13 protein-coding genes are annotated in these 26,174 nt (G+C 42.3%); 8 read left to right on the top strand and 5 right to left on the bottom strand.

Features of this window, described 5'->3' with window-relative positions:
• Window positions 1-26: 26 nt before the first annotated feature.
• Complete coding sequence (locus AC1DXF_RS09745; RefSeq protein WP_477448112.1) at window positions 27-2,699, bottom strand: glycoside hydrolase family 2 protein; 2,673 nt, start codon at window positions 2,697-2,699, stop codon at window positions 27-29.
• 56 nt (window positions 2,700-2,755) lie between these two features.
• Entirely contained in the window at window positions 2,756-4,195 is a 1,440-nt protein-coding gene (locus AC1DXF_RS09740; RefSeq protein WP_477448111.1) for an alpha-L-fucosidase, read from the bottom strand.
• Window positions 4,196-4,658: 463 nt separating this feature from the next.
• Between AC1DXF_RS09740 and AC1DXF_RS09735 the strand changes: the two genes are divergently transcribed.
• The 7 genes from AC1DXF_RS09735 (at window position 4,659) to AC1DXF_RS09705 (ending at window position 18,622) form a co-directional block, all read left to right on the top strand.
• Window positions 4,659-5,279: an RNA polymerase sigma-70 factor gene (locus tag AC1DXF_RS09735; protein WP_477448110.1), complete on the top strand. Its 621-nt coding sequence runs from the start codon at window positions 4,659-4,661 to the stop codon at window positions 5,277-5,279.
• A gap of 92 nt (window positions 5,280-5,371) precedes the next feature.
• Window positions 5,372-6,466 carry a FecR family protein gene (locus AC1DXF_RS09730; RefSeq protein WP_477448109.1) on the top strand — a complete coding sequence of 365 codons (1,095 nt, stop codon included), beginning with the start codon at window positions 5,372-5,374 and terminating at the stop codon, window positions 6,464-6,466.
• A 241-nt stretch (window positions 6,467-6,707) separates the two neighbouring features.
• A complete protein-coding gene (locus tag AC1DXF_RS09725) occupies window positions 6,708-10,022 on the top strand; it encodes a SusC/RagA family TonB-linked outer membrane protein (RefSeq protein WP_477448108.1) in 3,315 nt (1,104 codons plus the stop codon).
• A 5-nt stretch (window positions 10,023-10,027) separates the two neighbouring features.
• The gene (locus AC1DXF_RS09720) at window positions 10,028-11,617 is read left to right on the top strand and encodes a SusD/RagB family nutrient-binding outer membrane lipoprotein (protein ID WP_477448107.1); all 1,590 of its coding nucleotides are present in this window, start codon (window positions 10,028-10,030) and stop codon (window positions 11,615-11,617) included.
• Between the two features lie 241 nt (window positions 11,618-11,858).
• On the top strand, window positions 11,859-15,056 hold the full coding sequence (locus AC1DXF_RS09715; RefSeq protein WP_477448106.1) for a VCBS repeat-containing protein: 3,198 nt from the start codon (window positions 11,859-11,861) through the stop codon (window positions 15,054-15,056).
• Entirely contained in the window at window positions 15,056-16,399 is a 1,344-nt protein-coding gene (locus AC1DXF_RS09710) for a vanadium-dependent haloperoxidase (protein WP_477448105.1), read from the top strand. The genes AC1DXF_RS09715 and AC1DXF_RS09710 overlap by 1 nt, the downstream gene beginning before the upstream one ends.
• A gap of 57 nt (window positions 16,400-16,456) precedes the next feature.
• Window positions 16,457-18,622: a glycoside hydrolase family 3 N-terminal domain-containing protein gene (locus tag AC1DXF_RS09705; protein WP_477448104.1), complete on the top strand. Its 2,166-nt coding sequence runs from the start codon at window positions 16,457-16,459 to the stop codon at window positions 18,620-18,622.
• 73 nt (window positions 18,623-18,695) lie between these two features.
• Here AC1DXF_RS09705 and AC1DXF_RS09700 read toward each other — a convergent pair whose 3' ends face one another.
• From AC1DXF_RS09700 to AC1DXF_RS09690, 3 genes are all read right to left on the bottom strand, one after another.
• A complete protein-coding gene (locus tag AC1DXF_RS09700) occupies window positions 18,696-21,686 on the bottom strand; it encodes a glycoside hydrolase domain-containing protein (RefSeq protein ID WP_477448103.1) in 2,991 nt (996 codons plus the stop codon).
• A 260-nt stretch (window positions 21,687-21,946) separates the two neighbouring features.
• Window positions 21,947-23,299 carry a Gfo/Idh/MocA family protein gene (locus tag AC1DXF_RS09695; RefSeq protein WP_477448102.1) on the bottom strand — a complete coding sequence of 451 codons (1,353 nt, stop codon included), beginning with the start codon at window positions 23,297-23,299 and terminating at the stop codon, window positions 21,947-21,949.
• A gap of 192 nt (window positions 23,300-23,491) precedes the next feature.
• The gene (locus AC1DXF_RS09690; protein ID WP_477448101.1) at window positions 23,492-24,802 is read right to left on the bottom strand and encodes a DUF3472 domain-containing protein; all 1,311 of its coding nucleotides are present in this window, start codon (window positions 24,800-24,802) and stop codon (window positions 23,492-23,494) included.
• Between the two features lie 272 nt (window positions 24,803-25,074).
• On the opposite strand from AC1DXF_RS09690, the gene AC1DXF_RS09685 reads away from it, so the two are divergent.
• The gene (locus AC1DXF_RS09685; RefSeq protein ID WP_477448100.1) at window positions 25,075-26,103 is read left to right on the top strand and encodes a LacI family DNA-binding transcriptional regulator; all 1,029 of its coding nucleotides are present in this window, start codon (window positions 25,075-25,077) and stop codon (window positions 26,101-26,103) included.
• Window positions 26,104-26,174: the final 71 nt, after the last annotated feature.

Below are 26,174 nucleotides of genomic sequence, written 5' to 3'. Positions count from 1 at the left end.
GGCCGGCCTGATTTTCATATTTGTTTCTATTCGTCAATACTTATCGTTCGTGGAATATTTGAGCCATTCCAGCCATAAATGCTTACTTCAAGCTTTTTCTTGGATGCGGGTGTATTATAGTCAATAATTAACTTTTTTTCCTCTCCTGGCAGCACTGTAACATAATTATCGCTGTAAAATGCAGGCAATACTCTTGTTTTGGTATCTGCATCTACTAATGAAACCCTGTTGAAAAAACCAGGCACGTTATTCTCTTTATTAACTAATGTAACTTCTACCTTACCCGGTTTCAAATATTTAGCTTTTACAGATAATTCTTCGGCCTTCATTTTTTGCAGACCCGAAAACTCCCCTTTGCTATCGGGTATCCAATAGGTATTATCGGTAATTACCTTTTTATCTTCATCCAATAATTGAAGCGACAAGAAAACGCCTTCCTTGGCTGCCAGCTTATCAACCGTACTTTTTACCGAAAAGTATTTTTTTACCGTGTTGGCATTTATATCTGCAAAAACCTGGGTAAGCAATTTCTCTTTACCATCCATATCATAAGTTTTTACAACCATCATCATGCTGCGCCTTGCTTTAAAAGTATTGTTGGCCACCATTACCATTCCATTAATTGGGTTATACATAATGTGAAATGCCTCGCTTCCGTTGTGCAATCCATATAAGCAGGCGTTGGGGTCAAGGTAATAATCATACATCTGGCCGCGCATGGCTGTCCATGGGTTTTGGGTTTTCCAGATAATGAAACCCGTATACCAATCCCACATATGCGATGTAAAGCCCTCGGCCAGGCCACGATATTGGTCATAATTTACCAATTGAGCCTTCATGGCAAAATCGGCAGCATTTTTGACTTTTCCGTATTTGTTAATGGCGGTATCATAACCAATATACTTATGATAATCCCAAACGCTATCGGTTTTTGTTTTGTGGGTGTCCTCGTCATACACCGGTGGTATCATATTTGCCGAGGGTATAAAACGTTTTAATGATTCATAATCGCCCACGCCTACCGAGCCTACCTCGGAATTGAAAGGAAAGGTTTTAAACTCCCAGAATACTGATAAGGGCTGAATACCATAAGGCCCATCCCCATTGCCACCCAATACGTTGTGCGACATACTATCGGAGTTGGAGTAATCAACAAACCAACGGGTATTATCCAGTTTTGGCAAAATGGTATCGCGCAAAGCGGTAAGGATATCTTCGGGCGGGGTTATCTCGTTACCGCCACACCATATAGCCAGCGAGGCATAATTGCGCACCATTTTTATCTGGTCGATAGCCGACCGCAGGAACAGGCCATGATCATCGGGGTATTTGCGGCGTGTCCATTGGTCGTCAAGCTTTTGCGGGTCTTGCCAACGGCCATTACAATCGCCCGATCCCCATAAATCCTGGAAAACCAGCATACCATATTTATCGCATGCTTCAAAAAACTCAGGGCGCTCAATCATCGCGCCTCCCCAAACCCTCATCAGGTTCAGGTTCATATCACGGTGGTAACGTACTTCTGCATCATACCGCATATCCGACAGGCGCAACATAGCGTCAGAGATTACCCAGTTACCGCCTTTAATAAAAATCCTTTGGCCGTTAACCATAATCTGGCGGCTGCCGGTATGCTCGTTGTATTCGCTCGTGAGCTGCCTTACCCCTACGTTAAGCTGGTGCTGATCTGAAACAACCTTACCGGCGGTAAACTTCAATTTAAAATTGTAAAGGTGCTGATCACCATAGCCATTTGGCCACCAAAGCTTAGGATTTGGCAGGCTGTAATCAGCAAAACTAACATCAATTGTGGAATTTGGCTTCAAGCTAACCGCCTTCGAAACTGTTTTGCCGGCTAACTCAAAACTTAACACACCATTAACCGCTGCCGGTGTTGGGTTACTTAACCCGGCCGCAACTTTAATAATTGCAGGTTGCTGCGCTCCTTCGGGAAGGCGTACACCAGGCACTAAGGTAACAATGTGCTCATCGGCAATACGTACAGCGCCGGTTTTTTGAATGATTACTTTATCCCATATCCCGGTATTCCTGTCGCGCATTGGCTGTATCCAGTCCCAGCCGGCGGTATATTGTAGGCCAACATTACGCGCGATTGTACCATCGCCGCCCTGGCCGCCATTGGCATTACCAACTACATCTGGCGGGTGTACTAATACAGCCAGGCGGTTATCACCATTTTTTGCCAGGTATGGCGTTATATTATAGTTAAACCGTAAGAACATCCCCTTTTGAATAGTTTTGTTCAGTTTATGTCCGTTCAGATAAATATCGCAGCTATAGTTTACTCCCCTAAAATTCAGGTAAACCTGGTTGCTGCCTGTTGCCGGCGCTTCTTTAAAATCTTTAGTAAACCAATAGGTGTAATAGTCGGCGCCGGTTTTATAAATATCGGCTATATGCTCGTTATTCATGCCCCAAAACGGATCGGGCACTTTTTGGTTGTTTAGTAATGTGGTTAGTACCGTTCCGGGCACGGTAGCCGGCATCCAGTTTGTGGTATTAAACGCGGGTGTTGACAGTACCGCGCCTTTATCTTTTATGCTGCTTATGGGCGCACATTTCCAGCCAGCGTTTAATTCGTAGCTGCTTTGGGCGTATATATTTATAAAAGACAGAATTAGGGCCAGCGTAACAAGCAATTTCAGCTTTGCCCGCCTGGAAGTTAATGTTGAGGACATTTTTAGTAGATTATAATAATGTAGTCGTTTTAATTGACCGTTAGCTTGAGTATTAATTAATATTGAATTTTAAATACCGCTGCTTGTTTCAAGCCGTTTTGTGTTTGTAAGGATGCAGGTATTGTTACATTTAGTACACCTTCATTTATAGTAAATTTTAGTTTTTGATTGGTGCCCAACAAGCTTACTCTTTTAACCTTGCCCTGTCCCGTTAAGTGCATAACTATTTGAGCCGGCAAAGCAACTTCATCCTGATCTTTTGGAGCCAGTACAAACGCGTAAACGTTTTTGCCCGCTTTAGTATAATAGGTATTTCCTTCGGAGTAAGGCGCTATCGCCTCCGAAGCATAAATACCTTCGCCATTTATTTTCATCCAATCGCCAATTTGTTTCAGGCGGCTATAAGCAACCGGGTCCCAATCACCATCAGGGCCGGGGCCAATGTTCATAAGCAGGTTGCCGCCGCGTGAAACAATTTTCACCAATAGGGTTACTATTTCATTGGCCGACTTGTAATGGTCGCCCGGCACATAACTCCAGGAGTTGCCCATGGTGATACAGCTTTCCCAGGGATGATCAAGCGGTGCATCGGGTACCTGCTGCTCGGGCGTGGTGTAGTTTTCATATTGGCCTGCCACGGTACGGTCAACAACTATAAGGCCCGGTTGCTTAATCCTGGCCGCTTTGGCAATTTTTGCCATATCAATATCCTGGTCGTACGGGATGGTGCGTTGCCAGTCAACAGCAGGGTCGATTGTATTTTTGGGCCTTACCCAACCGCCATCAAGCCATAAAATATCAACTTTACCATAACCGGTCATCAGTTCCTGGATCTGGTTAAAGGTAAAATCCTTAAACTTTTGCCAGCGTTCAGGATATTTAGCCGGATCGTAGTTCACATTCCTGTCTTTAGGCGGAAAATATGGCCACCAATAGTTTTCTGTATGCCAATCGGGTTTCGAAAAGTAAGCGCCAATCATAAAATTTTCTTTACTAAACGCGCTGAAAATTTCTTTGGCTACATTACTCCGCGAATTGGTTGAAAAAGGTGTTTTGGAACTGGTTATTTTATAATCTGTTTGTTTTGTATCAAACATACTAAAGCCATCATGATGTTTAGTAGTAAATACCACATACTTCATCCCGGCATATTTGGCCGCTGCTACCCATTTTTCGGGGTTAAATTTGGTTGGATTAAAAGTAGTTTGCAAATTTTCATAGGCTTTTTTGTACCCGTTATAGTCGGCGCCATAAGGCCCGCGGCGCTGCGTCCACCCCTCATCTTCGGGACAAATGCTCCAGCTTTCAACCACGCCCCACTGGCTATAAGTACCCCAGTGCATAAAAAGGCCAAACTTAAGCCCCTTCCATTTATGAAGATTTTTTTGCACCAGGGAATCGTCAGGCACCACATAATCTTTTGACATATTATGCTGTTGCGCAACAACATTGCCCAGGGGCAAAAGAAAAGAGATAAAAACCAACAGTTTTTTCATTTATATATGTATTTTTTTGTTTCTTTATAAAGTAACCAATTTAAACGCTTCAAAAGCAAATTCCGACAAAATCCAATAAATACCGGGTAAAATCCGGATATTTTAAGTGTATTTTTATGAGTAATAAATTAACAATATTCTTACTTAGTGTATTAGATACAACAGTTACCGCAGCAGCAAAAATGTTAAAAAAGTATCAATTTCTTACCATATCACCTCATTCCATTTCAGATACAGAGTAAAAATGTCAGTTTAACATTTTAAAACACCTCAAAAATGGCCATTAAACACCCTATTGACAACTTTATAAGCCAATTTGCCTACACACTAAGTAAATAAATTTTGAGTTAGATGAATTTTTGATTAATAAGTTGTCGAAATTAAAATAAATGCTTGTTTTTGTTATCAAATTGTTACATTGCGTCACGATAATTGTTTTGAGCAACACTTAACTATTAAACTATTGAAAATTTCTAAAACAGATACTTCGGGTTTATGGAATCGGGTTTGTTTTAATGACGACATTAAAGCATTTGAGTTATTGTTTCATAATTTAAACACCCGGCTTATCAAGTTCTGTATTTTTTATATCCGCCAAAAAGAAGCAGCAGAAGATATCGTTTCTGATGTATTTATCAAGTGCTGGGAGTCACGTAAAAGCCTTACCGGAGTTGCCAATCCCGAAACTTATTTGTTTGTAGCGGTAAAGAATCAGTCATTCAATTATCTAAAAAAATTCTCCAATATCCATCTTGTACAAATAGAAGCTTCGGACGAAGTTGAATTTGTAAATACCTTTGACCCTGAAAAAGAATTAGAACGTAAAGAGCTTCATTTTTTATTAGATAAAGCTATTGCCTCCCTTCCGCAACAGGCATGCATCATTTTTAAATTAATTAAAGAGGATGGCATGAAATACAAAGAAGTTGCCGAAATTTTAAACATATCGCCGCGTACCGTGCAAACCCAGCTTTTTAGGGCGATGAAGAAACTAAGCATCATTCTTTCGGCACACCAGCTTTCATCCAAATCATCAGAGAGGGCATCTTCTGACCATGACATCATGGGGTTTTCGTTGTTATAGGAATTCTTTTTAAATTTTTTTTCAAAGCTTGTAGGCAATTTTAAAAAAACTATTGTCCTATCTAAAAAACAAGCCCGCTTTAAGCGAAAAAAATGGTGAACGAAAGGTTTATTGAACTGTTAACAAAAAAACTCTCGGACGAGATGAATGCCGCGGAATTGGAGGAATTCAATTTCTTGATGGCAAACGACGAGACTTGCAGGCAACAAAACGCTTTCTTTAAAACCTACTGGGTAAAAAACGAAGAGTTGTATTCAAACACCAACCTGATGTTTGAGCGCATTGTATCTAAAATAGAAATGCCTGCAGCAGAAACACAAGAGGACGATGAAACGCCTGCAGGGGGCTTTAAAAGCCGGCGCGTGATCATATTTTTGCGCAGTATGGCAGCATTATTGGCCATAGGTATTGGCTTATCTGTTACTTATTATTTAACAGGTTATAATCAAAAAAGCTTTGCGCTGGCCGATCTTCAGCAAAAGAATACGCCAAGCCGTGTAAAATCAAAAATTTACTTAAGCGACGGATCTGTGGTAACATTAAATTCCGAAACTACTTTAAAATACCCGCCATCATTTACGGGGCCTACACGCGAGGTTTACCTCAATGGCGAAGCTTTTTTTGATGTGGCCAAAGATCATAAGCATCCTTTTATAGTACACGCGGGCAAAATGAGCATCAGGGTTGTAGGTACCGCCTTCAACGTAAAATCATATAAAAACGACATTGCAAGTGAAGCAACCCTTATCAGGGGCTCAATTGAAGTTACCCTGGCCGACAGGCCATCGGACAGGATTATCCTTAAACCAAACGAAAAGCTTATTTTAAAAAGCACCACGTTTAAAAGGCATACCATTAACCGCAACCTGGTAGCGCAAACACCTGATACCGCAAAAACAAGTTATGCGTTAACCAATCTTACCTATTTGAAATCAAATGATACCACGGTGGTTGAAACCTCATGGGTAAATAACCGCCTGACATTCAAGGACGAAGACTTTACCGAGATTGCCAATAAAATGGAACGCTGGTATGGCATCAAAATAAAATTCAAAAACACAGATACAAAAGACTATCGCTTTACAGGTGTTTTTGAAAAGGAAAACATATTGCAGGCCTTAAAAGCATTGCAAATGATAGAACCATTTTCATATAAGTACAAAAACGAAACCATATACATTTATTAACTTAATACAGCCAATAAATAAGCCTATGACATAAAGAAAGCTTTACATACCACAAAAAAAACGGGAATTACCAGAGGTAACTCCCGCGAAGATGAAGATCTGTTAGTTAATCATGCAATGTTCTCTCGAACAGAACATTGCCATTTAATCAAGTCACCTTTAATTAAGTAAAAGTATGAAATATTTTAAACACCCAAAGGGTGTAAGAGATAACTATTGGCTATTTAAGTCCATATTAATAATGAAATTGACATTTATTTTAGTAGTAGCCTTTAGTCTGCAATCCATTGCAAATGTCTACTCGCAACAAAAAGTCACCTTTAACATAAAATCGGCAGATTTTAGTAAGGTTATCTCTGCCATTCAAAAGCAGACTAACTACCACTTCGTTTTCAGCGAGCGTAAAATCCCATCAACCAAAAAGATAACGCTTAATGTACAAAACGAAGAAGTTACGTCGGTTTTGAACAAATTATTGGCAAACTCCGACTTTACCTACACCCAACTTGAAAACAACCTGATCGTTATCTCACAAAAAAATGAGGTTGTAAATGCTGCGGTAATAAAAGGTAAGGTAGTTGACGAGAATGGCACACCAGCGCCCGGCGTTTCGGTACGCATTAAAGGAACAACCACAGGTACTATCACAGATGCCAATGGTAACTTCTCTATTAATGCCCCGGCCAACGCTGTACTTATCTTTTCGTTTTTGGGTTATGAAAACCAGGAAGTACCTGTTGACGGCAAAAGCGAACTATCTGTAAAACTTACCGTATCTGCTAAAAGCCTGAACGAAGTTGTTGTAACGGCTTTGGGTATCAAAAAAGACCAGAAAAAATTAGGTTATTCTGTAACTACGGTTGGCGGCGCCTCATTGGATAAAGCCAAAGAAACAAACGTTGCTTATTCATTGGAAGGCCGTGTTGCCGGTTTAAGTATCAGTGGTACAAATGGCGGTCCTGGTTCATCTGCACGTATCCTTTTACGTGGTGTTACCAGCGGGAGCGCAGGTTCTCCGCTATTCGTTATTAACGGCGTACCTATGGATAATACCCAACGTGGTCAGTCTGGTGAATGGGGTGGTGCGGATTATGGAGATGGTATCTCCAACATCAACCCAGATGATATTGAAAGCATGACCGTGTTAAAAGGCCAATCTGCGTCTGCTCTTTACGGTACGCGCGCGGCAAATGGTGTTATTTTGATCACCACCAAATCAGGTAAAAAAAATTCTGGTTTCGGGGTTGAATATAACACAAATTACCAGGCCGATAAAATTTACGACAATACAGACTTTCAGACTGAATACGGTCAAGGTACAGGAGGTGTTAAACCTACCGATGCTAACGTAGCAAAAAACTCGACAAGATTTGCATGGGGTGGAAAATTAGATGGATCGCAAGCTATTCAATTTAATGGCAAACAATACAGCTATTCAAAAACAAGCGATGATTATACCAAATTCTATAGAACCGGCGGTACGTTTACCAATACAGTAGCTTTAACAGGTGGTAATGAGACTGGGGCTTTCCGTTTGTCGTTATCTGACCTTAACAATCATGCCATTACTCCGAACAGCGGATTGAATAGAAAAACGTTCAACTTCAATGGTTCTCAAACTGTAATTAAAAATCTGGATATAAACTTTGTTGCCAACTATATTTTAGATGATTCAAAAAACCGGTCTGGCTTAAGCGACGGTCCGGGTAACCCTAACAACGTTCAGTTTTTAGCACCCAACATCGCGCAAAGCATTTTGGCTCCGGGAACCAACGCAAGCGGTGGCGAATTGTTATGGAATGATGACGAATATGTTACCAACCCTTACTTTGCAGCTTATAAGTTTGTTACCAATACAAAAAGAGAACGCTTAATATCCTCAATCTCTGCAAGGTATGCCCTTAACCCATGGGCCTACGTACAAGGCCGTATTGGTTATGATAAAATTCATGACACCCGCTTAAGCATTACCCCTACTGGTACGGCTTATTTAAGCGGCTCAAACGGCTCAATGCAAACACAAACTACACAAACTACCGAATTTAACGGTGATGTTTTAATAGGTGCAAAACACGACATTATCAAAGATTGGTTAAACCTTGATGTGTCTGCGGGCGGAAACATCCGTAAAGCCAACGGTTCAGGAACTTATGTAAACGCTAATAACCTGATTATTCCATATTTCTATGACCTTTCTAACGGCAAAACAAGAGATAGTGGCACCCAGGGAGTAAGCGACCAGCAGGTTAACTCTTTATACTATACTGCTGATTTTGGCATCAAAAATTATCTTGTGTTAAGTACAACAGGGCGTTACGATGCTTATAGTAGTATATCAAGTGCAGCCGGCAGAGGTATATTTACCCCTTCGGTATCCGCAAGTTTCATTTTCTCAGATTTAGTGCATATTGAAGGATTAGACTTCGGTAAATTACGTTTATCTTATGCCAAAACAAGCGGTAGCCCTTCGCCATACGCTAACCAGGTATATTATAATGTAGCCAATTCAATCAACGGCACAAATGCCGGCAGTTTCGACACTCAATTACCAAATCTATTTTTAAAACCATATACTTTGGGTGAGTTTGAAGTTGGTACAGAATTAAAGTTCTTTAATGATCGTTTGGGCTTAGACGTTGCCTACTTTGCTAAAAAGACTAAAAACGAGATCCTCAATAGCACTATCGACATTTCAAGTGGTTACACCAATGCTTACGTCGCAACAGCATCTAATCAGAACCGCGGTGTCGAAGTGGAGATACATGGCGCTCCAATTAAATCTAACAATTTTAGTTGGTCTACTTCATTTAACTTTACTTACGTAAAAAATAAAGTACTGTCTACCAATGAAACAAGTGCCAACATCGGCTTAGGAACTTACCGCCCGCTTAATGCATCAACTGCTTTTGTAGTAGGCATGGATGGACCACAAATTTTAGCGTATGACTACCTACGTAACGCCTCTGGTCAAATAATTTATAAAGATGGTGTTCCGCAACAGGGCGCTTACAAGCCGTTCGGCAGCGTAGTACCTAAAGTTTACGGTGGTTTAAATAACGATTTTGCTTACAAAAACTTCAATCTTTCTTTCCTTGTTGATTATCGCTTTGGTAACAAAGTATTATCGGCAACAAGCTATTACAGCATTTACAGAGGATTAAATAAAATGACCTTAGTTGGCCGCGAAACAGGTATAGTTGGCGCCGGTGTTGACCAGGTAACCGGAGCAACTAATACAACTAATGCTACGGCTCAGGCATATTACCAAGGCCTGGCAAAAGTTTCGTCAGTAAACGTATTAGATGGCAGCTTCATTAAGCTACGTCAAATATCTGTTGGTTATAGCATCCCAAAAACCATTATTGCAGGTACACCATTTAACTCGATAACGTTTTCATTAGTGGCGCGCAACTTATGGACCATTATGAAGCATACCGATAACATTGATCCTGAATCAAATTTTGCTCCAGGTATTAACTATGCCGGTATTGAAGGTACAAGCGTACCAGCTGTAAGGACTTATGGTTTAAATGTAAACTTTAAATTTAAAAAATAACGAAGATGAAAAAACGATATATATATAGTTGCCTGCTTATAGGTGCTACCTTTATAGCGGGTTGTACTAAAAATTTTGATGCAATTAATACTAATCCTACTAAAGTAAGCGCCACATTATTTGACCCAAACTTTTTAATGGCGCAGGCTCAGATCAAATTTTCAAATACGGGTTATGACCAATTGTTATATCAAAGCATGTGGTCACAATCATTGGCATCAACTTATGATTATTACAGCAATGGAGATAAATATGTAGCCTCCGGTAGCAATGATAACTATAAATCGCGCACCTGGACTACAAGTTATGGCGCGGTGACCCTTGTTGATGAGATGAAAAACCTGGTTGCCGGCAAGGCTGATTTAAGCAATCTTGATAACTGCGGCACCATTTTACGTATTATGATGCTCGAGCGCATTACTGATGCATATGGTGATATACCGTTTTCACAGGAAGGACAAGCAAAAGCGGGTATAACTTCACCTGTTTTTGACACACAGGAAAGCATTTACAAATCTATGCTTACCCAACTTGCCACAGCTGTGCCAGCTTTGAGTACTTCAAAAGCAGCCCCAACCAGCGATCTTTTTTATGGTGGCGATATAGCCCGATGGAAAAAATTAGGTTATTCTTTGATGCTTAGGATTGCGATGCGTTTAACTAAAGTTGATGCCGCTACTGCCAAAACTTATGCTGAGATGGCTTACACTGGCGGTACAATGAGCGCTATAGCTGATAATGCAAAAGTATTAGCTGATGATGCAAGTGGTAACAGCAATAGCGATGCTAATGCTTTATTAGTAGTTGCAGATTTTAGAGAAGTACGCTGGTCAAATACTTTGATCAGTTATATGAAATCAACTAATGATCCGCGTATTAGCGCTATAGCTGAGGTATCTGCGGGCACAGGTAAAGCTGCAAATGAAGTATTAGCTGCCGGCAACAACACCGCAAGCCTTCAATTTGGTATGCCTAACGGTTATGATCTCAATGGTGGTTCTACTGATATTTCAAAAGCTCCGAATTACCCGGGAACCTCACCTGCAGCTTCTTCAACCGATTCTCCTGCACCAGATGGCAAATATTCACGTCCTCGGTTTGTTGTATATGATAACAAGAATCGTTATAACTTCATATTAACCTATGGCGAAAGCGAGCTTTTATTAGCAGAAGCCGCCGTAAAAGGCTGGAGTACTGGTGTTGCAGCAACCCATTATGCTAACGCGCTTACGGCCGACATGCAAACATTGTCACAGTTTGGATCATCATCAGCTGTTGATGCTGCTGCGATTGCTACATACGTGGCCGCTCATCCATTGGTAACCGCTACTGCTCTACAGCAAATTAACATGGAGTATTTCGTTGAAACATCTTCAACTTTTAACTTCAATGAAACATGGGCCAATTGGAGAAGATCTGGATATCCTGCTTTAACAGCTGTGACCTATTCAGGCCAGTTCACCAGTGGAACTATCCCAAGAAGAATGCCTTATCCAATTACATTGCCATCAACAAACGCAGCAAATTATGCCGCTGCTGTTGCAAGACTTAGCGGCGGAGATACTTTCTCTGCTAAAGTATGGTGGGATAAATAAAATTTTCATTTCTTAACAAACAGGGAGGCACTACTGCCTCCCTGTTTGCTTTTACTACCGCTACATTGTTTAGCAATCCTTTTAGAACTGTGTACTCAAAACATAAGTTTTAATTAAAGTATTTATGTCCCTGTTTAATTCATATTTCTTAAAACGCTGTGTGGGTTTACCCGCTTTAGTAACTGTTGCGTTTGTTTTTTCGGTGCTTCCCTCCAATGCTCAGCAGCCTTTATTCAAGTTATTGAATAGCAAGGAAACCAACGTTAAATTCAGCAATGATATCAACGAGACTGAGTCGCTCAACGTGCTGTCATACGAGTATTTTTATAATGGTGGCGGCGTAGCAGTCGGCGATATCAACAATGATGGTCTCCCCGACCTGATGTTTACCGGGAATATGAAATCCAACAAGCTTTACCTTAACCAGGGGCACATGAAGTTTAAGGACATAACCGATAGCGCGAGCCCTGATTTGGGCGGCCGGCCGGACTCCTGGAAAACCGGTGTAACCATGGCCGATGTTAACGGCGACGGATTCCTGGATATTTATGTATGCTACTCGGGTAAAACTGATAATGCCACCCGGAGCAACCAGTTATTTATAAACCAGGGCAATAACAAATTTAAAGAACAAGCAAAAGAATACGGTTTAGCCGACCCGGGTTACAGCACCCAGGCCGTATTTTTTGACTATGATAATGATGGCGACCTGGACATGTTCCTGCTGAACCATAATATTAAAAAGATTGACAACATGGAACTGGCCCGTTATAAAGATCAAACCGATGATTTGGCGAGCAACAAACTATTCCGCAATGATAACGGGCATTTTACCGATGTATCAAAAGCGGCTGGTATAGTACAAAATCCGCTCACCTTTGGGCTGGGCGTGGCCATTGCCGATATTAATAAGGATGGATGGCCCGATATTTATGTAACCAACGATTACAACGAACCGGATTACATTTACATCAATAACCACAACGGTACTTTTGCCGAAAAATCAAAAGAAATGCTGAGGCATATGTCGCACTTTTCTATGGGGGTTGATATTGCCGATTTTAATAATGACGGCCTGCCCGACATTATGACCCTTGATATGTTGCCCGAGGATAACCACAGGCAAAAATCACTTCAACTGGAAGAAAACTACGAGTCCTTTGCCCTAATGCAAAACCAGGGACTTTACAAACAATATATGCGTAATATGCTGCAGCTAAACAATGGCGACGGCACATTTAGCGAAATAGCCCAGCTGGCCGGCCTATCAAACACCGATTGGAGCTGGTGCCCCCTTATTGCCGATTTTGACAATGATGGTTACAAAGACATCTTTATCACCAACGGCTATCTGAGGGACTACACCAATAAAGACTTTTTACGTTACTGGGGCGATTACAAGATAAAAAAAGCAATGGCTGCCGAACCATTCCGCCTCATGGACCTGGTGATGGCCATGCCTTCAACAGCAGTGCCCGATTATATTTTCAAAAACAATCACAACCTTACTTTTACCAATAAACAAGTAGAATGGGGCCTCAATCAGCAAAACATATCAAGCGGCGCAGTATATGCCGACCTGGATAACGATGGCGACCTGGACCTGGTGGTAAACAACATCAACCAGCCGGCATCCATCTACCAAAATACCAGTCGCGAGGCAAATAACACTTCGTACATTGCGGTAAAATTAAAAGGCACAGGCAAAAACACTAATGCCATAGGTGCAAAAGTAAGCGTATATGGCGGCAAAAGCATTCAATACCAGGAAGTAAACCCAAACAGGGGATATTTGTCATGTGTATCAACAACGCTAAATTTTGGTTTAGGAGATCTAAAGAAGGTTGATTCTATCCGGGTTACCTGGCCCGATAACTCAATCCAATTATTGAAGGATGTTAATGCCAATCAGTTGCTTACTGTTAACTATGATCCAAGCGGAAAACTTTCGGGACAAATTGCCGAAGTAAAGAAAACCATATTTAAGCGCACTGAGCCTGTTATCGAATTCAAACCTGAAGAAATTACACTGAACGATTTTAAACGCCAGTTATTAATGCTGTTCATGTACTCCAAAACAGCGCCGGTTATTACCAAAGCCGATGTAAATGGCGATGGCCTGGAAGATTTATTTGTGAGCGGCGAAAAAGACAGCCCCGGCAAAATATACCTTCAACAAGCGGGCGGTAAGTATCTGGCTAAAGACATAATTCGGGGCGGCATGAATAATATCGGCACAACAGCGGCAGCGACTTTTTTTGACGCCAATAGCGACGGAAAAGCCGATTTGTACATTGCAAAAGGCGGCTATTCCTTATACGAGCCCAACACCGCCGATTTACAGGACGAACTTTATATAAACGAGGGTAATGGCCGGTTTGTATTATCGCCTACTGCCCTGCCGGTAATGAATGCCAACAGCAAATCGGTAGTTAAAGCATGCGATTTTGATGGTGATGGCGATCTTGACTTGTTTATAGGTGGCCGCATAATACCAGGCCAATACCCCGTTGCGCCGCAAAGCTATCTGTTGGTTAACGATGGCAAAGGTAAGTTTACCACCGCCGTTGCACCATTTGATAAAATTGGCATGGTAACCGATGCCCAATGGATAGACCTGAATAACGATGGCCGCAAAGACCTTGTTTTATGCGGTGAATTTATGCCGGTAACCATTTTCATCAACACTATGGAAGGATTTGCCGATAAAACCGCTGATTATTTTAATACCCCGCAAAAAGGATTCTGGAACAAAATTGCCTTTGCCGATGTAAACGGTGACGGCAAACCAGATCTGATTGCAGGTAATCTTGGGCTTAACACCCAGATTAAAGCCACAGATAAGGAGCCTGCCGAAATGTATTTTACCGATGTTGACGGCAATGGTTCTATCGATCCGTTTTTTAATTTTTATATCCAGGGTAAAAGCTACCCCTTTGTGAGCCGCGATGAATTGAATGAGCAGATTTACCCTATGCGCCGCAAGTTCAATTCGTACAAAATGTATGCTGATGCCACTATTAACGAAATTTTTAGCGCCGATAACATGGCCAAAGCCGGAAAATTGAGCATTAATAATATGCAGACAACGTTGTACCTCAATATTAATGGCAAATTCACGGCGGCACCTTTACCAACAGAAGCGCAGTTTGCCCCTGTAAGCCAGATACTGACAGGCGATTTTGACCACGATGGTCACACCGATATACTTTTGTTAGGTAACCACTCGGACAATCGCCTAAAGATTGGCAGTATTGATGCAAATTATGGCTGCCTGTTAAAAGGCGATGGCAAAGGTGGTTTTACTTATGTTAATCAGCCAACATCAGGACTTTCGGTTATGGGCGATGTAAAATCGGCAGTGGAGGTCAGCATTAACAATACATTATATTTACTGATAGGCGTAAGCGATGGGCCGCTTCAATTTTATAAAGAATAATGAATTACTTAAAAAAATCGCTCCTGATATTTTGCACGTTGATTGCACATCAATGCTACGCACAAAACACTAATAATAATTATCCCGATTATTTGCAGCCAGACCATGCAGTAAACGCAGTAACTATGGTAATGGTACATGATGTGGTAGGCCCTCCTGTTGCCGCGCGTTACTACGCTTATGTAATGTTGGGCGCCTATAATATTGTAGCTGCCAACAATAAAAACATTCCCGAACTTCAAAAATTCATCAAAGATTACAAGGCCAACAGTACCCTGGATACTATCAGCTTAAAATACGACTATAAAATTGCTGCTTTTTACAGCATCCTGGAAACTGCCAAACTGCTGCTGCCATCCGGATTTATGATGACTGATGATCAGGATGCCTTTATGCAGCTGTTAAAAAAAACAAATATAGACTCCACCATCATTCAAAACTCAATTAAAGTAGCAAAGTTGGCTTCCGCGGCCGCTGTCGCGTTTTCAAAAACAGACCATTACAGCCAGTTGAGTGCACTAAAGAGATATACCCCTATAAAAGACGAAAGTAAATGGTACCCCACCCCGCCGGGATATTTTGAAGCCCTGGAGCCCAACTGGAAAACCATCCGCACGATGGTGATAGATTCGGCCAATCAATACAAGCCCGCTCCGTTAATCCCTTTCAGTAAAGATACCTCATCGGCATTTTATAAACAGGTAAAGGCTGTTTACGATGTATCAAAACACCTTTCAACAGAGCAGATCAACATTGCCTTGTTTTGGGACTGTAACCCATTTGCCATCACCACATCCGGCCATATGGCAATCGGCTATAAAAAGATTAGTCCGGGTGGTCATTGGATGCATGTAACTGGTTTGGTCACCCGCCAGGCGGGGCTTGATTTTGACCATTCAATCGAGGTAACAACTTTAGTGGGCGTTACCCTGATGGATGCCTTCATCAGCTGTTGGGAAGAAAAATTTACCAGTAACAGAATCCGCCCCGAAACTTTTATTAACCGGTACATGGATGTGAAATGGCAACCCGTTTTGCAAACCCCGCCTTTCCCGGAGTACACCAGCGGACACGCCGTTATCTCCAACGCATCGGCCGAAATGCTAACCTATTTGCTGGGCGATAATTTTGCCTATACCGATAACACCGAGATTCCTTTTGGCAGCGGTCAGCGCGATTTCAAGTCATTCCGCCAGGCAGCGGCCGAAGCTTCCATGTCTCGTTTTTATGGCGGCATCCACTATATGCAAAGTATAGAAAATGGCAACGCACAAGGGAAGAAAGTTGGAAACGCCATTATCACCAAAATAAAAAAAGCTGGTATATTGCCGCTTGTTAAATAGAATTCATCTATCTGCATAATTATCTGCCTTCGAATGAAATATATTACACATATCATCATGAAAAAAAGCGCCGCCTGTTTATCAGGTTGCGCCTTAATACTATCTTCCTTATCTGCCTTGGCGCAAAATACGCCTGTTTATAAAGATGCTTCACAATCGATTGATATCAGAATAAAGGATTTGATTTCTAAATTGACATTAGAAGAAAAGGTATCCCTATTGGGCTACAGGAGCAAAGCCGTACCCCGTTTAGGCATCCCCGCTTATAACTGGTGGAACGAAGGCTTACACGGTGTAGCACGTGCAGGTGATGCTACCATATTTCCGCAGGCTATTGGCATGGCTGCGACGTTTAATGAAAAATTGGTCGACTCCGTTGCAGATGCAATCTCGACCGAAGCGAGGGCCAAATACAATGTATCCACATCATTGGGGCGCCGATTGCAATATATGGGCCTTACTTTCTGGACACCCAACATCAACATCTTTCGCGATCCACGATGGGGACGCGGGCAGGAAACCTATGGCGAAGACCCGTTTTTGACGGCGCACATAGGATCGGCATTTGTACACGGGATGCAGGGAAAAGATAGTCGTTACCTGAAAGCGGCCGCTACCGCAAAACATTTTGCAGCACATAGCGGCCCCGAAGCTACCCGCGATTCCTTTGATGCAATTGTTGATGAAAAGGACATGCGCGAAACGTACCTGTATGCGTTCCATGCGCTGGTAAATTCTGGTGTAGAATCTGTAATGACAGCTTATAACAGTATTAATGGCGTACCAAACTCTGTAAATAAAAACCTGGTAACCGATATTTTAAGGAACGAATGGGGCTTTAAAGGTCACGTGGTAACTGATTGCGGCGCGCTTGACGATGTTTTTTTAGCTCACAAAACCATCCCGACAGCTGTGGAGACAGCTGCCGCGGGCATAAAGGCAGGCATCGACCTGGACTGTTCGTCGGTTTTCCAGGGCGACCTGGTGAAGGCTGTACAACAAAAACTGCTTACAGAAAAAGAAGTTGATGTAGCCCTGTCACGTATCCTGAAAACCCAGTTTAAATTAGGCTTTTTTGACGAAGGCGGCGCCGCGCCTTTTAAAAATTACGGTGCTGATAGTATCCACAACGAGGCTCATATTGCGCTTGCCCGTAAGGTTGCACAACAAAGTATGGTATTGCTAAAAAACGATAACAATATACTACCGTTTAAACAAGGGCAATACACCAGCTTTATGGTATTAGGCCCCAATGCGGCCGCTTTAGATGCTATGGTTGGCAGTTACCATGGTGTGAGCAGCAAAGTAGTAAACTTTGTAGAGGGCATTACCGGCAATGTGGATAAGGGTACCCGTGTAGAATATGACCTGGGCTGCGATTACCGCGACACCACCCATTTTGGCGGTATCTGGGGTGCAGGCAATGCCGATGTAACGATCGCCGTAATAGGCTTATCTCCTGTATTGGAAGGCGAAGCCGGAGACGCTTTCCTGGCCGAATCTGGAGGCGACAAAAAGACGCTGAGCCTGCCTGCAAGCGAAATAGCCTTTATGAGAGAATTACGCAAGGGCGTTAAGAAACCTATCATAGCTGTAATAACTGCCGGCAGCGATGTAGACGTGGCCGCTATAGCGCCGTACGCCGACGCCATCATTTATGCCTGGTATCCTGGCGAGCAGGGCGGAAACGCACTTGCGGATATTGTTTTTGGGAAGATAAGCCCATCTGGCCACCTGCCGCTTACATTTTATAATTCGGTTAAGGACTTACCTGAGTATACCAGCTATAGCATGAAAGGCCGTACCTACCGTTACTTTGGGGGCGCCGTGCAATATCCATTTGGTTTCGGTTTAAGCTATACTTCGTTTAATTATGAGGTTACTTCTGCTCCAGCTAAGCAATATGCTGCTAAAGATACCATCAGTGTGACTGTTAAAGTAAAAAACACGGGTAATATGGATGCCGATGAAGTTGTGCAGGCTTATATTAAATACCCGGCCCTTGACAGGATGCCGGTTAAAGAACTAAAAGGATTTAAAAGAGTGAGTGTTGGCAAAGGAAACGAGCAATTGATAACCATAAAAATACGGGTGAAAGAATTGCAAAAATGGGATTTGCAAAAGCACAGCTGGAAACTTTATCCAGGGGATTATAAGCTGATCCTGGGCAGCAACTCGGCGGATGAAAAGCTGACAGCAGAATTTAAGATAGGCAGTAAATAGACAGTCGTAATGGAAATGATTGCCACTGGCACGCAAATGTATACCGGCGGCAATCATTTTTATCAGCCAGTTTTTACCTGATAACCAGTAACCATCCCTTACCTTTTTCAACCGAAATCCTGTCATCCAAACCGAACATTTTAGCCGGTTGAAAACTTTTTATTTCGGGTGCGATGATGGTGGCTTTAGCAGGATCAATGCCCAATTTCTTCCAGTCAATTACCAGTTTGAAATCAGTATCGGTATCTTCCCAACTCGCTATTGAAACCATAACCGCTCCTGCCTTCTGGTAAACAGTTGCCAATACTTTAACTTTATCGGTTTTCACCGGATTATCGTCAACCCAGTAACCAATCATTTTTGTGCCCTTCAAGCCAAAGTCATCCCATGCCTTCCATATTGGCCGCGGGTCAGCGCCATCACTCCAGGGCATACGGTTGGTCATACCGTACACCATTCCCCGCCATTTATTACCGCCGCCTTGTAGCATTTCGCCCATTAGGCCAAACGGAATACCGCTCACTTCGGTCAGGAAAAAATCAGGGTCATTCTTTTCGTAGTCAAAATATTCGCCAAACCACAAACGGTTCAGGTATGGGAAATGCTCCATATACAGGTTGGCGCTGTTATTAAAACCATCACTTTTGTTGTATTGATTGGCCGAGTGAAGATCAATAATACCGGGGTGCCCGTCTTTTGTAAGTACGCGTTTTACCCGTTTCATGGTTACACGGTCAAACGCCACATCATCTAAATAAATACCATCGATGCCTACGTTTTGGGTAAGCCAGTTCATGCCTTCTACATAGTAATTATGCCAGCGGTTCATGCCGCTGTTAATAATGGCGGCATCCTTAATTTCGGGAACAAACCAGGCGGCAATGTAATCGTCGCCAACGTGTTCCTGTAACCAGCTGAAACCGCCACCTTTGCCGGGCGAATAGATTTCATGCCCAAGGCTACGGAGCGCGAAGGTTTCATAAGCGTGGTTGGATAACTCGCGTATGGTGTTGTAAATTTTCACTTTTAACCCAGCCGCATGAGCCGAATCATCATAGGCCTTCATTTTATGCCAGGCGATAAAAGGGTAGTTAATAGTTGGGTTGATAGCTGTGGCATGGTGAATGTTTATTAAAGTTGCCCCAGCTGCCTTAATGGTATCAATAGGTTTATAAGCATGATAAAACCTGGTAGCCCACTGAAAATCGGTGTTAATAGTATGAAACGGGGTAATAAGTAAGGTAAAGTCGTAGTACAACTCCTCCCCTTTTTTCAAATTTCGCTCGCCGCTGTAGTTGTTTACCAACACCGCTTTACCATCAAAGGCTATTTTGATACCGCCTTTATTTTCATTGCCCCATGACGATGGCAGTATCAATGGTTTTTGCAGGTAGAAGTTAGTATTGAGCGGACGAACGTATTTTTCGTCGCGCAGCGAATATTGCAAACCGCCGTTTACGTTGCCAACCCAGGCGCCATCCTGGTTTTTATGGGCCACATCCCATTTCCACTCAAAACTTTCCGGACGGCCCCCTCCTTTTTGGCCAAGCCCCATCATGTATTTGGCAAAATCTTTTTTAAGGGGGATATGCATATTTATCTCCTTTAAACTTACATCCTGCAAGGCCGTCACCTTTACTGTATAGGCCATAAAGCCGTCAAACTCCAGCGATGCGGATACATCCATTTGCAGGCTATCATTAGCGCTTACCGCCGTCCATTGTACCGTACCGGCTTCTTTTTTGCTGAATTGCACGCCCTGGCTTTTCAGGTTAATTTTTTTGCCGGCAGTATTTATAAAATGAAAGTGAATGCCTTCGGTAAGCAGGTTATTTGGCGTGGCGGCGTATTCCGTCATTTCGGGCATAAAGTATGTTTGTACCTGTTTAGGGAAACCATCTTTATTTACTTCTACCTTTCTGCCGAGCAAGCTGATGATATTGCCATCCACCGTTAAGGGCGTGTATGGTGCTATTACCGTATTTTCCTGCGCCATGGTTGAATTTAGCCAGCCCAGGCGGGTCATTTTATAAGGCTCATTTACGCCGCCATCTTTTAATATTTTGCTGTTTACTTTTATGGATATTGTAATCACTTTAGCAGCTTTACCATTAGCCAGGATAGTAGCTTTACCCGTATAAATTGATGGTAAAGCCGAGACGGGCACATCAACACCGCACCATAAAGCCTGGATATCGCCCTGTGCTATATTTACCGTTTTGGTTAGCGGTTTAGCATCATAAGTGGTACCGCCTGTATTAATACAAAACAACGCTGATGCGAGGATGGTTTTGCCAGCCGGCGAAGTAAGGTTACTGAACGTAACCTTTACATTTTCGATGTTCTGCAATGCGTAAACACCCAACTGAAAGGCAAAATTTTCGCCCCGGGCAGCTACACCAGTATATTTATTTTGCGGCCCAAGTTCTATCCATCGTTGTGGCAAATCTTTGGTCATACGGATAGCGTTTAACCTGTCTTCCGGAAAAACCAGGAAGGCCTCTTTTTTATTTTTGCCGATCAAAGCGTCAGTCTCTGCTTTAGTCGCGATCACTTCCATAGGATAAAAGCTGTTGAAAGCATCAATGGATTGAAAAGCCTTTACCGTGGCAAAGTTTATGGTATTATTGATTTTCAGTGTCTGTGTCCATTCGGCGGATGCCGTTTTTTCGGGCTTTAAATAAACTCCCTTGGGATAGTTAGAACGGCCTTCATTTTTGTAGGGCATGTAGTAAACGTAGTAGGTGCCCGTTCCCGAAGTTGGCTCAAAAGTTATTTTACCTTTTTCCCGGGTGATATCGCTTACGTATACGTTGGTTATTTTTTTGTTTGTTTTTGCGTCAACCAAAATAATACGCTTATCCTGCGGGTTGGCGTCGCGTCTTCTCCAGGGAATATCTGCAACCGCTATTGCCGACGACGAACCAGTGTATGATAATACTACCCGGTGATTTCCTAACGAATCGGGCAGCCAACATTTTTCGCAATTGGTATAAGGTATTTTTTGTGCCGAAGAAGTAAAACTACTTAACAGGAAAATAATGGCAACAAATTGTTTTTTCATTTTAGTTAGAACTTATAATTTCTGAATATCGGCTTGGGCAATTTTGATTTCGTGCAATCACCAATACGCAAAGCAAGCTATCAAAAATTAAAATCTATTGTAAGAATGTTATAACTTTTGGAAATTAAAAAAGGTAAAATTATTGATACCATACCCGCCACACCCAACTTAATTGACTTTAGCAACTCAAGCACCCTAATTACCAGGCTGTACACTTAGCAATTAGGGTGCTGAAATAAACCGGCGACATCATCACATACCTAAAAACCGCTATCATCCAGGGCAAAGCTGTTTTTCCTATCTTTCCATTTACCTTTTGTAAAATCAGGAAAGGCCACACTTGCATTGCCTTCTTTAAGTGATTTGGTTGATAATGGCGTAATAACGCTCATCGTAACTGAATCATAAACATCAATAGGTGTTTGGCGTTTATTTTTTACCGATTCGATAAAGGCGTTAAATACAAACCAATCCATACCGCCGTGACCGGCGCCCTCGGCCATTTTTTCGTATTTTTTCCACAATGGATGATCGTATTTATCAAACCATTGTTGTGCCGGATCCCAGGAATCATCTTCTTTTGATTTATGGTCGATATAAACACTTTTGTTTGCATCCATCCACAATCCCTTTGTGCCCTGTACGCGGAAACCTAAAGAATACGGGCGTGGCAAATGCGTATCGTGGCTCAACATTACAGTTTCACCATTGGCGCAGTTGATCATGGTGGTGGTTACGTCGCCATTTTTATAGTTGATTTTAGCGTTGGGATGGCCGGGCGACAATTCTTCGATATAAGCACCCAAACCACGCGCCTTTGAGCTAAAAGATACCAGGTTGGTGAACCGGTTACCCGCGTTGATATTGGCGTAATGCATACAAGGACCTACACCATGGGTTGGATAGATATCGCCATCCACATCTATATTAAATTGGGTACGCCATTGGGCTTCGCTTAAGGCTTTAGCACCAAATTCAACGCCGGTGTTACCGTAGCGGCCTTTACCATCATTGAATAATACTGGTCTTAAATTGTGCTGGTAACCGCCTTCCAAATGGATAATCTCGCCAAAAAGGTCCTGGCGCGCCATATTAAGTGCAGCCATTACATCGCGCCGGTAACAAACATTCTCCAATGTCATATAAGGCATGCCTGTTTTTTCGGAGGTATGTACAATGTCCCAATGTTCGTCTACCGTTAAACCGGCAATAACCTCACAGCCCACATATTTACCGGCCTTCATGGCGTCAATGGCCTGCGGATGATGAAACTGCCATGGCGTGGCGATGATCACTGCATCAATATCCTTACGGTCTAAAAGTTTTTTGTAGGCATCCAGGCCGCCTGTGTATTCCGTTACCGCGGCATGACCCTTTTTGGCTATGTATTCGCGGCAAATTTTCAGGGAATGTTCCTGGGTATCGCAAATGGCTACTACTTCTACGTCATCGCGCAGCAAACCTTCGGCAATGTGGCTCATGCCGCGGGCACCAACACCAATGTAGCCCAGCCTTACTTTGGCCGGTGCAGATGCAAACAAGCTACCAGATGGCAATATGCTGAAGCCTGCTGCGGCAATAGCGCCGGTTTTTATAAACTCTCTTCTTTCCATTTTATAAGTTATATATCAGTTTTATTTAACAGGTAATATGAATTAAGAATTAAGAGCAAAGAATCAAGAAATAAGATAAGCGCACAGGGTTTGAGCATAAAAAATATCACGATATGAACTGTTTCTTCCTTAAAATTGATCGTAAATCGGCTTGCTTTTGTTCTTAATTCTTGATTCTTTGCTCTTGATTTTTTATTTAACAGGTAATTTATTAATATCAATAACAGGCTTTACGCCTGCCGCTGCCCTTGTAAAGGGCGTGTTCAGTTTCACGAAATCATCAAAAAAACCGCCGTTTTGCAGGTAAAATTTATCTCCTTCAACGCCGCCTGCATAATCTTTCCGGTAGTTGGCTTTGGCGGTTGCATCGCCTGTATATACAGCATGGGTAAGTTGTTGCCAGTTATTGTCGCTATCGCCAATCCATTGGTTGGTAAACAGCGCCTTACGGGTTTTATCGCCATTTTCGGGCTCAAAATTCTCTACAAAAGAATAGAGGCTGGTTAGGTAGGTAGCTTTTTGCGGCCGGTTAAAGCTGGCCACCAGGAACCATTTGCCGGTGGCAACATCTTCAAAATAGGCGGTAAACGTTGTTGAATTTTTAGCAGGGTCAGGTTCAGCGCTTAACAAAAAGGCATAGGCTTTCCCGGCTTCCCATGGGTAATGCATATAACTTTGCCCACCCGATCCTTCGTTGCCAAATTCGCCAATGTGTACGCCTGCACCGCCTTTAACTAATTTAATGCGCATGCTATCGGGAATGCTTTTGGGGTCTTCGGTATTAAATGGGCTCCATACAGAAAATAACACCCGGCGTTCGGTAGCCGAGTTTACCTGCATGCCAAAATATCCCTGGCCAAAACCATCTGCCATAAAATAGGAACCGACAACGTCCTGACTTTTAGGAACAATTATCTGGTTGTAAAACCATTTCACTTTATTTTTTTTATCATCGGGCACTGTAAACCTAAGGTGCACTGACGGGCCCCTCCTGCCAAAATGGAACGAGCTGCCTTGCTTTACAAAAGCAATATCGGCATCGGGCTGTCTGGTTTGGATGATCAGGTCGCTTACATCCGCATAAACAGCGCCTGTTTTACTAATGCCCTTCAGTTCAATTTTAACATGACCGGCATGCTTTAAATGGATGGTTCCCATCTCAATGGTATCAAAGGCCCGGTTGCTTATCTTTTTGAATATATAATTTTCACCTTCTTTTATCTGGATCTTATTTTCGCCCTGTGGCACCCGCAGCCGCAACGATACTTTAATATCCTGCGCAACCGAAACCCTGAAATAGATATTCGCGGTTGATTTAGGATTTTTCCAATTCACCAGCCCTTCATCAGTAATGGTATCGGGTGCGTTTACCCAGGCATTACCACCTAACGGGATCACCTGCCTTAATCGGCCCGTTTCAGAATTTGTACCCTGCGCCAGCGAAATGGCGGCTATAAAAAAACTTAGTAAAAAAGAAAAGCAGCCGGCTGTTGTTTTTTTCATGTTCGGTTATCAATGGGATACCAGCGGTATCCTTTTAAAAATGTGTTTTTTACCGCTATAGTATTGCCGCTCATATTTTTTGCTGATAGGGATTTTAAATTAACAAATTGGAATAACTTTTTTTGCTGTGCTCAAATTAGTTATTAAGCATCTAAAAACAGCTTTTTCTTGCTCGAAAACAACACACAAACGTTTGCAATACCCCACAAACGGGTGATAATTTGATAATAATCTGCTAACTTTAATTTTATTTCAAGTACACCAAAAGGATAATGCAATCAAAGCCGACTACTATAAAAGAGATAGCCCGACTACTGGGTATCTCGGTATCTACAGTTTCAAGGGCCCTGCATGATCATCCCAGCATCGGACTCAGTACCAGGGTAAAAGTTAAGAAACTGGCCGGCGAACTAAACTACGAGCCTAATCAAACTGCCATTTTTTTACAGAAGGGAAAAACCCGCACCATCGGTGTTATTTTGCCCGAACTTTCTGAAGCCTTTTTTTCATCGGCCATTAGCGCCATTGAAGATACCGCTTATAAAAAGAATTATACGGTATTGCTTGCACAATCACATGATGATGAGCAGAAAGAAAAAGAACTGGTAGAAAAAATGAAAAATCACCGTGTAGATGGGCTGCTGGTATCGGTAGGCAAAAACACTTCGTCTTTTCAGCATTTTGAAAACCTTAAAAAATATAACATCCCTATAGTTTATTTTGATAGAATTCCCAACATTGCCAACATCCATTACGTGGCCTGTAATATGGAAATTGGTACTATAGCGGCAGTTAGTTTCCTGTTAAAAAAAGGTCACCGTGCCATAGGCATGATCAATGGTCCCCAAACTATGGTGGCCACCGGCGAACGAAAAGAAGGCTACATTAAGGCCATGACCAAAAACCGGCTAAAATTTGATCCTTCGCTTATTGTATCCTGCGATTTAACGGAGGAGGGCACAAAAAAAGCTTTCGATGAGTTGTTGGCCAACAAAAGAAAACCAACTGCCATTGTTACGTTTAACGACTATGTAGCCTTGTTTGCTATTAAACACGCACGAAAGCTCAACATCAGGATAAATAAAGACATTGAATTTGTAAGCTACGCCAATTTACCATTGATCAATTATATGGAAAACATCCCGACAGCCTCGGTTGAGCAATTCCCCTACCTGCAGGGGCAAAAAGCTGCTGATATTCTGATGGACTTGCTCCATCACCAGGATAAGGGCAGTAATGAGCAAAGCGCCTATTATAAAATCATTATAGAATCGCAACTGATCGAGAATAAAGATAAATAAAGAACGGTCAAACGTTTGCGTGCCGGTTTGTTAAGTGTATTTCAGCTGAAAGCTGAAACCATGTTTAACCA

The sequence above is a fragment of the Mucilaginibacter sp. P2_A5 genome, assembly GCF_056404995.1.
This window is presented reverse-complemented; position numbering and strand designations above follow the sequence as displayed.